The following is a 13,200-nucleotide window of genomic DNA, read 5'->3' on the forward strand; positions in this document are numbered from 1 at the left end:
TTTAAAAACTAGTAGTATAATGACATTTAGCTTGATTTATGTTAGACGCTATTCGCGGGTGTAATTCAGTGGTAGAATGTCACCTTCCCAAGGTGAACGTCGTGGGTTCGAGTCCCATCACCCGCTTCTGAAAAAAACTTTATGTCACAGAAGGGCTTTATCAACAGTTATCAGCCTGTGTTGATCTGAGAGTAACGATACACTTGTAAAACATTCTTTAATTTTTAGATGCTTCCTCAACATGCCTTATCTGACATCGGCTAGTGCAATTCGTTCTCAGATTGCTGAATTTGCTCAAAGCTCAATTTTGTGGATAGATACAGAAGTAGCTGATTATAAAAGTAATCATCCCAAATTGTCACTGATTCAGGTACTAGACGAGGCAACAGATATGAGTGGCGATCGCATTTATCTTTTAGATGTATTAGAGTCACCGGAGATTGTGGCTGATTTCATTAGTCAAATCATGACAAATTCTGCAATTGAAAAAGTCTTTCATAATGCCAGCTACGATTTGAAGTTCTTGGGTAATAAAAAAGCTAAAAATGTCACTTGTACTCTAGAAATGGCAAAAAAAATTCCTTATTATATCTTGCCATTACCTAACTATCAACTTAAAACTCTTGCTGCCAAACTATGCAAATTTTTATATATTAACAAACAAGAACAAAGCAGCGACTGGGGACAGCGACCTTTGACTGAAGGACAAATAGAATATGCTTATCTAGACTGTATTTATCTGGCTCAAGTGCATTCACGCTTAATAGAATTAACCCAAAAAAGTAACCCTGATTCGCAAACAGAAGACTTAAGTGAACTCGCAAAAAAATATCAAGAAGTTGAACACAATTGGAAAATAGTCAAATCAGAATATGAACATTTACAAGAGCGCATCAAAAAAGCTATGCAAGCTCAAAATTTATCTGAAACCTCTGATTTAAAGTTAAATAGTTATGAACGTACAACAATAAAAGTAGCATTATCAGAATTAGTAAAATTAACACAAAATAAAGATATTAAACTAGATTTCCCCATTACATTGACGCAGAAAATGCAAAAAGATTTGGGAGAAAATCTTGAACAATTATCTGTAGAGCTAGAGAAAACGCAAACTTGGCGCTTAAGTACCAAAACTGAAGAAGATATAGCTCAGGATGAATAAATTCTGCAATATGATAATTTCGTTAAGATTGTTATAGGAATTCTTCTGAAACCACAAGCACATAAAGTCCCAAAATAAAAGATATGATGAGATGTTTTTACACATAATTTAGCATTGCTTTATTAATTAGATGTTTGTGAGCTTTTATTGTTAAATATAGAAAATAGTGGAACATTAATAAAACTGATTAGCACAATTTTTAGGAACATCTACTTAATTTAGAATGACTTATGAAATTGTGGTTAGAGGAGCAAAAATTGACAAGAATAACAGTTAGCATCGCTACACTTATGACATTTATAGCCTTGGCAACTGTTTCTTGTGCGAGGAATAATGAGGTGTTAGTAACAGAAATTGGTGTTAGTCCTCCCAAGAGTCCAACATCAAAACCATCAAAAGCAGGAGACTTCTATACTCAGGGTCAGTATAGACATATCAAAGGCGATGCTCAAGGTGCGATCGCAGCTTACACCGAAGCCATCAAGCTTAATCCCAAGTATGCTGAAGCTTACAATGGGCGGGGACTTGTTCACTTTGATCTGGATGATAAGCAAAAGGCGATCGCAGATTACAGCGAAGCTATTCGCCTGTTTCTCAACTATGCCGAAGCCTACAATAATCGAGGTAACGCCCGCGCTGCAACGGGAGATATCAACGCCGCAATCTCAGATTATAACGAAGCGATTCGGATTGCTCCCAATTACGCCGAAGCTTACAATAACAGAGGTAACGCCTACGCCGCCTTGGGCAGAAGAAACGAAGCGATCGCAGATTATGATCAAGCTATTCGCCTCAATCCTAAGTATGCTGTTGCCTACAATAACCGAGGAAACGCCCGTTCCGCCCAAGGTGATAACCAAGGGGCGATTAATGATTTCGACCAAGCTATTCGCTTAAATCCCAATTTTGCCGCAGCTTATAATAATCGTGGTAATATTCGCGCGGCGCTCGGAGACAAACAAGGAGCAACTTCTGACCTCAAACAAGCAGCAAATATTTTTCAAAAACAAAAGAATACGGATTTATATCAACAAGTGATGCAAAATATCAACAATCTTCAGCGTTAGTCCACTTCTGTAGAATAATGATTTCCTAAGCGTTGCGTTTAACAAATCATTATTATGAACCAAAATAAGCGTCAGGCTTACTGGCGTGCAAACACGGCTTTGATTAGAAATCTTCTCCTTGTTTGGGCGTTTGTATCAATTGGTTGCAGTATTCTACTTGTGCAACCATTGAACAATTTACGTATAGGTGGTTTACCTGTCGGCTTTTGGATGGCGCAGCAAGGTTCAATTTTTGTTTTTGTGGTGTTAATTTTTGTCTACGCCGTACAGATGGATAAACTTGATCGCCAATACGGTATCAAAAGGAGAGACAAATAATGTCAGTTGAAGCTTGGACTACTCTATTTGTTATCCTTTCTTTTATTCTATATCTCTATATCGGTTGGCGAACCCGTGTTCAAGATAGTAAAGGCTTTTTCGTCGCCGATCACGGTGTTCCCGCTCTCGCTAATGGTGCGGCGACGGCGGCTGATTGGATGTCAGCCGCTTCGTTTATTTCCATGGCGGGGTTAATCTCTTTTTTAGGTTACGATGGTTCAATTTATTTGATGGGTTGGACTGGTGGTTATGTTTTATTGGCTTTGCTATTAGCCCCATATCTGCGGAAGTTTGGTAAATACACAGTTCCTGATTTTGTTGGCGATCGCTATTACTCTAATGTCGCCCGTGTAGTAGCAGTGATCGCTGCGATCTTCGTCTCGATGACTTACGTAGCTGGACAAATGCGCGGTGTGGGTATTGTATTTAGCCGCTTTTTGCAGGTAGACATCAGTACTGGTGTTGTAATTGGGATGGTCATCGTTGGCTTTTTCTCAGTGTTGGGAGGTATGAAAGGTATTACCTGGACTCAGGTAGCTCAATACTGCGTCTTAATCGTTGCTTACTTAATTCCGGCTATTGCGATCTCTCTACTGCTGACGAAAAACCCCATCCCCCAATTGGCGTTTGTTTTTAGTGATATTGTCCCAAAACTGAACCAAATCCAAGTTGACCTTGGTTTCCAAGAATACACGAAACCGTTCGTAAATAAGTCAATGTTGGATGTTTTATTTACTACCGTTGCTTTGATGGTAGGAACTGCGGGACTACCTCATGTTATCGTCAGATTTTATACTGTTCCTGATGTGCGAGCAGCACGTTATTCTGCCGGTTGGGCGTTGTTAATGATTGCCCTGCTGTATACAACAGCACCAGCTTTGTCAACTTTTGCCCGCTATAATCTAATTGATAGTCTACACAACAAAACAATTGAGCAAATCCATCAGTTTGATTGGGCGAAAAAGTGGGAGAATACCAAGTTACTTACTTTTGAAGATAAAAATAATGATGGGCTAATTGAGTTAACACCAGATAAAAAAACCAGTGAGATTGTTATTGACCCAGATATTATCGTGCTTTCCACGCCGGAAGTCGCAAAATTAGCACCTTGGGTAATTGCTTTGGTAGCAGTTGGTGGTTTAGCGGCGGCTTTATCTACAGCATCGGGATTGCTGTTGGTAATCTCCAGTGCGGTAGCTCATGATATTTATTATCGGATGATCAATCCTGGCGCTTCCGAATCCCGACGAGTCATGGTTGGTAGAGTCATGGTTGGCTTTGCGATCGCGATCGCTGGTTATTTTGGCGTTAATCCACCTGGTTTTGTGGCTCAAGTAGTGGCCTTTGCTTTCGGTTTAGCTGCGGCTAGCTTTTTCCCCATCATTATTTTAGGAGTATTTGACAAGCGGACAAACCGAGAAGGAGCGATCGCCGGTATGGTGGTTGGCTTGTGCTTCACTATCTTTTATATAGTTGGGGTGAAATTCTACGGAATGCAACCTTGGTTCTTCGGAGTCTCTGCCGAAGGAATTGGAACTCTTGGTATGTTAATCAACTTCGTCGTCACTTGGAGCGTTTCTCGACTCACACCACCTCCACCACTCGAAGTCCAAGAAATGGTTGAGGTGTTAAGAACCCCTGGTGATGAACCACCAGCAATTGCAGAACTTGATGAAGATCACCTTGATTAACATTTAGGGAACAGGGAATAGGGAATAGTAATATCCCAACCAGTAGGGTGCGTTAAGGCTAAAGCCTAACGCACCACAAATTTTAGGTTCTAACCCCGAAGTTTCTCATTTCAACCGAGAAGTTTCTCATTTCAACCGAGAAGTTTCTCATTTCAACCGAGAAGTTTCTCATTTCAACCGAGAAGTTTCTCATTTCAACCGAGAAGTTTCTCATTTCAACCGAGAAGTTTCCCCCCCAATCCCCAATCCCCAATCCCCCTTTCCTAACGATTAACTGTACTCATGTCCGCATAGCGATCGCCTGCTGCGACATTTTTAGGAGCAACTTCATCGATGCGTTGCAAATCCTCCGGTGTTAAAGTAATCTCGACAGCCTTCACATTTTCCTCCAAATACTTGCGGCGTTTAGTTCCGGGAATGGGAACAATATCTTCTCCCTGTGCTAACAACCAGGCTAGTGCTAGTTGACTGGGAGTTACTTGTTTTTCAGTGGCGATCGCTTTTACTAGTTCCACCAGTTGCAAATTCTTGTTGAAGTTTTCACCCTGGAAGCGAGGCGAAACACGACGGAAATCATCTGCTGCTAAATCATCAAGGTTAGTGATTTGTCCAGACAAAAATCCCCTTCCCAAAGGAGAATAAGCCACAAAGCCAATTCCTAACTCCCGCAAAGTTGGCAAAATTTCATCTTCTGGATCACGTGTCCATAGAGAATACTCGCTTTGCAACGCTGTAATTGGGTGAACTGCATTGGCGCGGCGAATCGTTGTTGGTGCAGCTTCCGAAAGTCCCAGGTAACGAACTTTACCTTGTTGTACAAGTTCTGCCATTGCTCCCACTGTGTCTTCAATTGGCACATTTGGATCAACACGATGCTGATAGTAGAGGTCGATGTAATCAACTTTCAGCCGTTTCAGTGAAGCATCACAAGCTTGACTAACGTATTCTGGGCTACCGTTGATACCCCGGAAACTAGCATCTTGACCTCGTTGGATGCCAAACTTTGTTGCTAAAATTACCTGATCTCGACGATCTGCGATCGCCTTACCGACAAGTTCCTCGTTTGCACCAGAACCGTACATATCGGCAGTATCAAGGAAATTCACACCCAGTTCTAAAGCGCGGTGAAGAGTCGCGATCGACTCAGCCTCATCCTGAGCGCCATAGAACTCAGACATTCCCATACAACCAAGTCCCAAAGCGGAAACAACAAGCCCTTGTTTGCCTAACTTACGTGTCTGCATTGGTTTTTCCCTTTGTGATCAAATCATATTTTGCATTCTGGCAAGAAATAAGCCCCGAAATGCAATAACCTACGATTTCTGTTATTAAATTGTTATTAAGGTCGCACCATTACCTTGATTGCTGTTCTATTGTCCATTGCTGCGTATCCAGAGGGTACACCATCCAAGTTAACGGTGAGATCCAAGACGGGGGAGGCGTCAAATTTACCAGCGATCACATCGGCAAGTAGTTCAGGAATATAGGCACGAGCTGGTGCAACTCCGCCGCGTAAAGTCACGTTGGACATAAACATTTTTCCCAGGTTGATTGTCTCGCTACCGTGGGGTACTCCAACGTAGCCAACCGCACCACCAGGACGAGCAATGGCGATCGCAGTATCCATTGATGACTCAGTACCGACACATTCCAATACTGATTCTGCGCCGCCCTTGCTCATTTCTAATACTTCATCGATCGCCTGTTGATCTCTACTTGTGACTACATCGGTAGCCCCAAAGCGTCGAGCAATTTCCAAACGTTGCTCGTGACGACCAAGAATAATGATCCGTTCTGCTCCCAATCTCTTCGCCGCCAGCACACCACACAATCCCACAGCGCCATCACCAATTACTGCTACTGTATTTCCTGGTCGTACTCCCGCAGAAATTGCCGCGTGATGACCAGTAGACATCACATCAGTCAGGGGCAAAATTGCTGTCAGCAGAGCATCATCTTCCTCAACTTCAGGGGGTACTGTCACCAGAGTCCCGTCAGCAAAAGGCGCGCGTACCGCTTCTGCTTGTCCGCCATTATTCTTACCGCCCCAAAAACCACCTTGGACGCAAGAGGTTTGTAAACCTTTACCACAAAACTCGCAACTACCATCAGAAAAAGCAAAGGGAGCAAGCACGCGATCGCCTTTTTTGAGGTTGCGAACATCAGAACCGACTTCCTCGACTATACCCATCCACTCGTGACCAGCACGCCATCCTGGTTGCCAATTATCTAATCCTCGGTAGAACCACAAATCTGAACCACAGATGCAAGCGTGAGTAATACGGACAATTGCATCGGTGGACTGTTGAATTTGCGGATCGGGAACGTTTTCCACCCGCACGTCACCAGGACCGTGATAAACAGTTGCTCGCATTGTCTACCCTCTAGGAATAATTTTTAGTGATTTTTATTGCTCAAAATCATTCAAATCTTAGCGCTCTGCCATCCAGAGAATATACGTCTTGAGACTGAAGTCTAATAGCAATTCGCGAGTACTGCGAACTGCAAATTGTTCGGTCATATTGGTAATCGTACCCGGAACTTCGTATTACCTGGTTTTGACTCAACATGAATATCTCCTTTGTGCCGATTGACAACAATTCGGTAGCTAATTTCTAAACCCAAACCAGTACCTTTCCCCACACCTTTGGTAGTAAAAAACGGCTCAAAGATCCGAGATTGAACCGCCTCCGGAATCCCAGAACCAGTATCAATAATTTCAACTACAAGACAGTTATTTTCTTTATAAGTATGAATTGTCAATTCCCCTTTACCATCCATCGCATCCAGGGCATTATCAATTAAATTTGTCCATACTTGATTAAGTTCGCCAGCATAAGCGTTGATGCGTGGCAAAGTGCGATCATAGTTGCGGTGAACAATCACACCCTTTTTAATCCGACATTGAAAGATCAGTAAAGTATTTTCGATACCCTCATGCACATCTATTTCCTGCAAAGGAGCTTGATCCATATAGGTGTAGCCTTTTATTGCTTTCACCAACTCAGAAATGCGTCCTGTACTGTGTTCAATTTCGTTGATCAGTCCTGTTGCTGCAAGAGAAGCTTCTAACCAAGTCAATACATTGCTCAAGAATTCCGCAGGAATGCGATCGCCAATTATATCGAGTTTCCTCGAATCTATCCCCACAAAAACTAATGTCGGAGCAAGTTTCCAAGCATAATTTACATCATGATCTTCCAGCCATTCTAAAACTTCGTCTTCTTTATCCGCTTGGGTGATGGGGTTAAGTTTCGGTGCTGTGGCGGCGTATGCTGTGGCTTGATTTTGTATATCCACAAGCAAATTTAATTGTTCGGGTGTGAGGCTATTTAATTGTAAAGTCAGAGATTGCAAGTTTTGCAAATTCTGACGTAATAAAGACGCAGCCCTTTGCGCCGCCGCCCCTGGATTATTTAATTCGTGTGCTAAACCTGCTGATAGTTTACCCAACGCTGCCATCTTTTCTTGTTGGCGTAGTTGAGCTTCTACATCTTTGGTTCTCCCAGCCATGGCTGTGAGAATTACATCAGCTAGGGGTGAACACTCAACCAGAATGTGTCTAAAAGTATCAACCTCAATTTGGAGGACATGAGTAGGTGCGATCGCTTTTCCGCTAGCAATAGAAGCCGCACCAGTCAGCATCGACAATTCACCCACAAATTCACCCCGGCGATGAATCGCCAAAAGTCTGGTTTCACCACCCACTTGCTTAGTAACTTCTAACTCACCCTCTAAAATGGCGTGAAAGTGATAGTTAGTATCACCTTCATGAAACAGCATATCTCCCGTATTCAACCAGATTTCAGTTCCAAACTGTTTCATCTCCTCTAAAGCTTGATCATTTAACTTTGGAAACAGCGTCATCTGATTAGGATCGTGTAGCATGGAGACTCCTTTTATTTATGTGAAATAAGGACGCGGAGACAAGGGAGACAAGGGGGACAAGGAAGACAGTTATCAGGGTTTTACGGTTTGCCAAAGGGCGTCTACTTCTTGTGGCTGATAGATATCTTCACTCGCCAGTTCAACCAGATCAAGTAAACGCCTGTGTAAAAATGTTTTCGCAACTTTCACCAAGTTGTTTTCTGGGTAATTTGGATGCACCCATATATCTATCTGGACTGGTTCGATTCCATTTGATTGCAGAATAAATCGGACTTTGTGATACAGTTCATCAAAACCAGGTCTTTGCTGATTTCTATATATTTCGATATCTTTGATTTCACCGCCAAAATACATAGTTTCTTCCTCAATTGAAAGTAATAGCTTCACTCCTTTGTTGCTCTTCTCCCCATAGCCAGCATAGTAGAAAGAATTCAACAGTTGGCTAATAGAACGCTATCATTACAAATTAAAAAGCGATTGTGGAATTGAGAAATCGTTTGAGCAGAAATCCATCTAGATGAGTAAAAATATTTATGAAAGTATACGAACTCCAAAGTAATGCAGGTATTGACGCCTTGAAATTAGTGGAACGACCAGAACCAAAACCTCAAGCAGGTCAAGTCCTCATTCGCGTCCACGCCACATCTCTTAATTACCGTGACTTGATAGTAGCCGCAGGAACTTATAACCCTACGCAAAAATATCCACTCATTCCGATGTCCGATGGTGCAGGTGAAGTGGTCGCTGTCGGTGAAGGTGTAACACGAGTTAAAGTAGGCGATCGCGTCGCTGGTATTTTCTTTCAAGACTGGATTTACGGTCAACTCACCCGCCAGAAGATGAAATCTGATTTGGGGGGTGGCATTGATGGTATGTTAGCAGAGCATGTCATTTTACACCAAGATGGGGTGGTAATATTACCTGATCATCTTTCCTATGAAGAAGGTGCAACCCTACCCTGTGCAGCTGTAACAGCATGGCACGCCTTGGTAACTAAAGGTAACGTCAGCGCCAATGACACAGTATTATTACTTGGTACAGGTGGAGTATCTATTTTTGCTCTTCAGTTTGCCAAAATCCATGGTGCGAGAGTGATCATTACCTCTAGCAGCGAGGATAAACTAGCACGTGCCAGAGAATTAGGTGCTGACGAGACGGTTAACTACAAGATAACGCCGGATTGGGACAAGCAAGTTTATGAATTGAGCGATCGCACTGGTGTAGACCATGTGATCGAAGTAGGTGGTACTGGCACTTTACCAAAATCTCTACAAGCTGTCCGAATTGGCGGACGTGTCAGTTTAATTGGAGTTCTGTCGGGTAGGGGAGAGGAAGTAGATCCTTTACCAATACTTTTTAAAAGTTTGACAGTTCAGGGAATTTACGTAGGTAGTAGAGAAAATTTTGAAGCAATGAATCAAACCATTGCTCAACATCAAGTTAAACCCATCATAGATAAAGTATTTGCGTTTAACCAAGTACAAGAGGCTTATCGTTACTTGCAAAGCGCAGCGCACTTTGGAAAAGTGGTGATTAAAGTCACACAGTGAAGCGGTGAAGTGAGGATGTGGAGAGGTGGGAATGCGGAGAGATTTGAATGATTAGTAATCAACAGGTTTACAGCCTAATTCTTCTAGCTTGACTTTCATATCTTCGTAGTTTTTAAAGTAAAAGTATTGCCGATTTTTTAAATCAACAACGTAGTAGCCATTTTGTCCCCCATAAAGCTCCAGCAGTACACTGAAGACTTCTTTTCTGGTTAATCCAAAGTGTTCTTCGACGGAATTATGTATCGATTTAGCTGCTTCAATATCCGATTGTTTCAGTGCTTTTCCTAAAGTTAGGGTAGTTTTTTCAATAAAAAAATCATTATCTTTTCTCCAGTATGTCACTATGTGAAGTGGTCTAGTATAGGATTGTCTAGTAGGTATTTTTTTCAATTCCTCAGATGAACTGATAATTTGATACCTTTGAGTAAATTCTTCTTCCATAATTGCCTCTCAAGCAACCTCTGAGTACAATCCCCACAACAGTTAAAATCAGGTGTGGGGATAAATATTGAATTAGTTAGGCTTGTTTGGAACTAGATCCATTGCCTTTTTCATCTTTATCATCTTTCACTATTTGTTCTCTCTCAACCGGATGACCTGAGCTTTCCTCCATATATTCTCCTCCTCCCAAAGGAGTAAATATCTCACCAATATTGTTTTCATGAGCTTTTCCGTTTCTTTCACTTTCTTTTCTGCTGTTCATATATAGTTCCGCGCATTGCAATTGAAGAGCAAGAAAGTGGTAGCAAGTAAGTTACTACCACAAACGTTTTTTGCAAAAAAATATGTGCTGAGTCTTAGCCAAACTCAGCAGATTCAGGTTAAGGCAAGCTTGTCAAGTCCTTTACCTTTGCCAATATGATTTCAACGATGCTTCCAGAAGCTATATGTTCAATATTCACCCGCATTTAAGTCCACTACTTCTGGAGTAACCTATGCTGTCGTTCATTGAAATAATATTATAGTCCAGCTTCTGTAAAATTACTGATAAAAAAATTCCTAAAAAAATTCCTATTTATTGCAAAACTCATTTCTCCAATCCTCGTTCCCCATTCCCCGATCCCCTCCCGAGTTCCCCAAAGGGAACCCCTACCTTCCCCGTTCCCCATTTTTAATTTCTCAGATTCAACAAAGCCACCTTTACCACTCTAGTATTAAAATGCTGTGGGATAGTTGCTATAGAAACGGACGGAGGAAATGTAAGCAGTGGAGATTTTAGATATATTTCGTAAAGTTGGGCCAGTGATTTGGCCATTACTTTTGTTTTCGGTATTGTCGTTAAGTGTGATTTTAGAGCGTCTATGGTTCTGGTTACGAATTTTAAATCAAGAAAAGGAAATTGTTAATCGCGTTCTAGAAGCTGCGCGTAACGATTGGGAAATCGCCAGGAATATGGCTAAACAAGTAACTGATCAGCCAATTGGTAGGTTTTTGTATGCTCCTTTAAGCCAACCGATAAGCAATGCTGAACTGTTTCGACTAGCACTAGAGTCAACAGCAGAAACCGAATTAGCTCACATGCGACGAGGTGAAAAAGTTTTAGAACTTGTGATTGCTGTTTCTCCTTTGTTGGGATTGTTTGGTACAGTTTGGGGGTTAATTAGGTCTTTGGAATCAATTCGGATTGGCGATTTGGGAACAGAAGCAACAGCAGGAGTAACTACAGGTATTGGAGAAGCTCTATACAGTACAGCTATAGGAATGGGAGTCGCTATTGTTAGCTTGATCTTCTATCGATTCTTTCAAGCTTTACTAGTCAATCAAGTCAAAATATTCCGTCAAGCAGGGAATGATTTGGAAATGCTTTATTTGCAATCATCGCCTGATTTGAGCAAAGGTAAATCTAATATCAACGTACCTGAAGCTATTGTTCGGGATTCTACTGGTGGGAAATTCATTACTGGGCGCAAGCGAACTCAAAATAAGTTTTCTGAACCTCCAGAAATTTCAGATCGAGATCCATCTGATTCTGATAAGTAAGTTATGTATGTTGTTGGTTGTTTGTTGTTTGTTTTTGGAACAATCAACCATCAACTATCAGCCATGAATTAATCAGCAATTACTAATTACGGTCTTAACGCCAAACAATGTCATATGAAAATTAATTTACATACTCCCATTGAAGATGCTCAAGTTCAGATCATTCCCTTAATTGATGTCATTTTTTGTATTTTGACGTTTTTCATCTTGGCATCTTTACAATTTACTCGCCAGCAAGCAATTAATGTTGACTTACCTAAAGCCAGTTCCGCAGCAGCAGGTAATATCAATGCATCGCAAAGTCAAAACATTTTACCTGTAACTATTGATGCTGTTGGTCAAACCTATGTAGAAAAACAACCGATTCAACGCGAACAGCTAGCAGGGATTTTAAGAAATTATTTGCAGAAAAATCCCAATGGTACTTTAGTACTCAATGCTTCTCGTTCAGCAACTTATAACGATGTCATAGAATTATTAGATTTGCTGCGACAAGTGGGAGGCGATCGCGTATCTTTGGGAATCATACCAGGCTCTTCAGACAAGCCCGCTAATTCTTCACCTCTGAATCCTCCCTCTTTTCCTGTTAACCCTGGCACAGCACCAGTTACTCCTTTCAATCCTCAAGGTGAGCTTAATCTCAACTCTCCTGCTATTCCTAATTCAGTTCCCTTTCCTGTTGCACCTGGTCAGTCTAACACTGGTATTTCTCCTCAACAACCCACAGCACCAGGTAAGACGAATTCTGCTCCCTAAATATGAAGTTAACAGACGTGCGAATAGCGCTGTCGCGCATGGCTTCCCTAACGCACGTCTATTAAGTTTCTAAACCTAAAGATATCTAAAATAAAATTTCGCTAGCTAAAGTTTTTATGCTAACTTACAAATTAAAGCTTCATTTTCGGTTTGTTTCTCCACATCAACCGAGTAAATTTTCTTGCCTTATTTTGACCAATCGCCATTCAAGTGTTAAGGGTTGTGGCAATGAATATTGTATCGCTTTTTATTGCTTGGTTAGTAGTAGCTGCGAGCTTTTATATTATTAGTAAAGTGCCTTTTATCGGAGTAGAAATTGATACTCCTCAAAAAACTTTGGTTTCTGCTGCTGTATTTGGAATTGTGACAGCATTAGTTAGACCAATACTAGAGTTTACATTCAAGCTACCAAATATCTTGACATTTGGATGGCTTGATGGATTTTTCTCATTTTTAATTACAGTAATCTGCTTTGGGATAGCAGCATATTTAGTACAGGGATTTCGCTTACGTTTTGGGATTTGGAGCGCAATTTTAGGAGCGCTAACACTCTCGATAGTGATGAAGATAATTTATACTATTTTGCCATTGAACAGTTAGTAGTTATTCCAATACTGTTCGGATAAGACTAGGACTTACGCAATAACTCTCCCAAGCTCTTATTTCTTAGTGTCCTTTGTGTCCTACCCTGCGCTTCGACACTCCCTGTCTACTTGCACGCCTGTCGCTAACGCGCCTACCAAAGGTAGCCGAGTAAAGCGCGTCTATGTGGTTAGTTTTTTCATGAT

14 protein-coding genes and 1 tRNA gene are annotated in these 13,200 nt (G+C 41.5%); 9 read left to right on the plus strand and 6 right to left on the minus strand.

Going from position 1 to position 13,200, the window contains the following annotated elements; all coding sequences use genetic code 11:
- Window positions 1-54 precede the first annotated feature (54 nt).
- The 5 genes from ACE1AT_RS23455 (at window position 55) to ACE1AT_RS23475 (ending at window position 4,238) form a co-directional block, all read left to right on the plus strand.
- Window positions 55-126, plus strand: a tRNA-Gly gene (locus tag ACE1AT_RS23455).
- A gap of 115 nt (window positions 127-241) precedes the next feature.
- Entirely contained in the window at window positions 242-1,162 is a 921-nt protein-coding gene (locus tag ACE1AT_RS23460; protein WP_374872754.1) for a ribonuclease D, read from the plus strand.
- A gap of 230 nt (window positions 1,163-1,392) precedes the next feature.
- On the plus strand, window positions 1,393-2,229 hold the full coding sequence (locus ACE1AT_RS23465; protein WP_374872756.1) for a tetratricopeptide repeat protein: 837 nt from the start codon (window positions 1,393-1,395) through the stop codon (window positions 2,227-2,229).
- 54 nt (window positions 2,230-2,283) lie between these two features.
- Entirely contained in the window at window positions 2,284-2,547 is a 264-nt protein-coding gene (locus ACE1AT_RS23470) for a DUF4212 domain-containing protein (RefSeq protein WP_374872758.1), read from the plus strand.
- Window positions 2,547-4,238 carry a sodium:solute symporter family protein gene (locus ACE1AT_RS23475; RefSeq protein ID WP_374872760.1) on the plus strand — a complete coding sequence of 564 codons (1,692 nt, stop codon included), beginning with the start codon at window positions 2,547-2,549 and terminating at the stop codon, window positions 4,236-4,238. The genes ACE1AT_RS23470 and ACE1AT_RS23475 overlap by 1 nt, the downstream gene beginning before the upstream one ends.
- A gap of 263 nt (window positions 4,239-4,501) precedes the next feature.
- On the opposite strand, the gene ACE1AT_RS23480 is transcribed toward ACE1AT_RS23475, so the two are convergent.
- From ACE1AT_RS23480 to ACE1AT_RS23495, 4 genes are all read right to left on the minus strand, one after another.
- Complete coding sequence (locus ACE1AT_RS23480; protein WP_374872763.1) at window positions 4,502-5,482, minus strand: aldo/keto reductase; 981 nt, start codon at window positions 5,480-5,482, stop codon at window positions 4,502-4,504.
- A 95-nt stretch (window positions 5,483-5,577) separates the two neighbouring features.
- The gene (locus ACE1AT_RS23485) at window positions 5,578-6,612 is read right to left on the minus strand and encodes a zinc-dependent alcohol dehydrogenase family protein (RefSeq protein ID WP_374872765.1); all 1,035 of its coding nucleotides are present in this window, start codon (window positions 6,610-6,612) and stop codon (window positions 5,578-5,580) included.
- Window positions 6,613-6,755: 143 nt separating this feature from the next.
- Window positions 6,756-8,126 carry a sensor histidine kinase gene (locus ACE1AT_RS23490; RefSeq protein WP_374872767.1) on the minus strand — a complete coding sequence of 457 codons (1,371 nt, stop codon included), beginning with the start codon at window positions 8,124-8,126 and terminating at the stop codon, window positions 6,756-6,758.
- Window positions 8,127-8,198: 72 nt separating this feature from the next.
- Window positions 8,199-8,513, minus strand: a complete 315-nt coding sequence (locus ACE1AT_RS23495) for a hypothetical protein (protein ID WP_374872769.1) — start codon at window positions 8,511-8,513, stop codon at window positions 8,199-8,201.
- 146 nt (window positions 8,514-8,659) lie between these two features.
- Here ACE1AT_RS23495 and ACE1AT_RS23500 point away from each other — a divergent pair, with 146 nt between their 5' ends.
- Window positions 8,660-9,676: an NAD(P)-dependent alcohol dehydrogenase gene (locus ACE1AT_RS23500; protein WP_374872771.1), complete on the plus strand. Its 1,017-nt coding sequence runs from the start codon at window positions 8,660-8,662 to the stop codon at window positions 9,674-9,676.
- 51 nt (window positions 9,677-9,727) lie between these two features.
- Here the strand turns inward: ACE1AT_RS23500 and ACE1AT_RS23505 are convergent, their stop codons facing one another.
- Both ACE1AT_RS23505 and ACE1AT_RS23510 read right to left on the minus strand, forming a co-directional pair.
- A complete protein-coding gene (locus ACE1AT_RS23505; protein WP_374872773.1) occupies window positions 9,728-10,117 on the minus strand; it encodes a hypothetical protein in 390 nt (129 codons plus the stop codon).
- Between the two features lie 76 nt (window positions 10,118-10,193).
- Complete coding sequence (locus ACE1AT_RS23510; RefSeq protein WP_374872776.1) at window positions 10,194-10,379, minus strand: competence protein ComE; 186 nt, start codon at window positions 10,377-10,379, stop codon at window positions 10,194-10,196.
- A gap of 503 nt (window positions 10,380-10,882) precedes the next feature.
- Between ACE1AT_RS23510 and ACE1AT_RS23515 the strand changes: the two genes are divergently transcribed.
- The 3 genes from ACE1AT_RS23515 to ACE1AT_RS23525 all read left to right on the plus strand — a co-directional run bounded on the left by ACE1AT_RS23515 (window position 10,883) and on the right by ACE1AT_RS23525 (window position 13,012).
- Complete coding sequence (locus ACE1AT_RS23515) at window positions 10,883-11,656, plus strand: MotA/TolQ/ExbB proton channel family protein (protein WP_374872778.1); 774 nt, start codon at window positions 10,883-10,885, stop codon at window positions 11,654-11,656.
- A 114-nt stretch (window positions 11,657-11,770) separates the two neighbouring features.
- Window positions 11,771-12,412 carry a biopolymer transporter ExbD gene (locus tag ACE1AT_RS23520; protein ID WP_374872780.1) on the plus strand — a complete coding sequence of 214 codons (642 nt, stop codon included), beginning with the start codon at window positions 11,771-11,773 and terminating at the stop codon, window positions 12,410-12,412.
- 228 nt (window positions 12,413-12,640) lie between these two features.
- A complete protein-coding gene (locus ACE1AT_RS23525; protein ID WP_016859298.1) occupies window positions 12,641-13,012 on the plus strand; it encodes a phage holin family protein in 372 nt (123 codons plus the stop codon).
- Window positions 13,013-13,200 lie beyond the last annotated feature (188 nt).

The organism is Pelatocladus sp. BLCC-F211 (assembly GCF_041928655.1).
In the GTDB taxonomy this organism is placed as follows: domain Bacteria; phylum Cyanobacteriota; class Cyanobacteriia; order Cyanobacteriales; family Nostocaceae; genus Pelatocladus.

What these genes read in the sequence shown, in the direction of transcription:
- ACE1AT_RS23460 (WP_374872754.1), top strand. Translation starts at nt 242, where the DNA reads ATGCCTTATCTGACATCGGCTAGTGCAATTCGTTCTCAGATTGCTGAA.
- ACE1AT_RS23465 (WP_374872756.1), top strand. Translation starts at nt 1,393, where the DNA reads ATGAAATTGTGGTTAGAGGAGCAAAAATTGACAAGAATAACAGTTAGC.
- ACE1AT_RS23470 (WP_374872758.1), top strand. Translation starts at nt 2,284, where the DNA reads ATGAACCAAAATAAGCGTCAGGCTTACTGGCGTGCAAACACGGCTTTG.
- ACE1AT_RS23475 (WP_374872760.1), top strand. Translation starts at nt 2,547, where the DNA reads ATGTCAGTTGAAGCTTGGACTACTCTATTTGTTATCCTTTCTTTTATT.
- ACE1AT_RS23480 (WP_374872763.1), bottom strand. Translation starts at nt 5,482, where the DNA reads ATGCAGACACGTAAGTTAGGCAAACAAGGGCTTGTTGTTTCCGCTTTG.
- ACE1AT_RS23485 (WP_374872765.1), bottom strand. Translation starts at nt 6,612, where the DNA reads ATGCGAGCAACTGTTTATCACGGTCCTGGTGACGTGCGGGTGGAAAAC.
- ACE1AT_RS23490 (WP_374872767.1), bottom strand. Translation starts at nt 8,126, where the DNA reads ATGCTACACGATCCTAATCAGATGACGCTGTTTCCAAAGTTAAATGAT.
- ACE1AT_RS23500 (WP_374872771.1), top strand. Translation starts at nt 8,660, where the DNA reads ATGAAAGTATACGAACTCCAAAGTAATGCAGGTATTGACGCCTTGAAA.
- ACE1AT_RS23505 (WP_374872773.1), bottom strand. Translation starts at nt 10,117, where the DNA reads ATGGAAGAAGAATTTACTCAAAGGTATCAAATTATCAGTTCATCTGAG.
- ACE1AT_RS23510 (WP_374872776.1), bottom strand. Translation starts at nt 10,379, where the DNA reads ATGAACAGCAGAAAAGAAAGTGAAAGAAACGGAAAAGCTCATGAAAAC.
- ACE1AT_RS23520 (WP_374872780.1), top strand. Translation starts at nt 11,771, where the DNA reads ATGAAAATTAATTTACATACTCCCATTGAAGATGCTCAAGTTCAGATC.
- ACE1AT_RS23525 (WP_016859298.1), top strand. Translation starts at nt 12,641, where the DNA reads ATGAATATTGTATCGCTTTTTATTGCTTGGTTAGTAGTAGCTGCGAGC.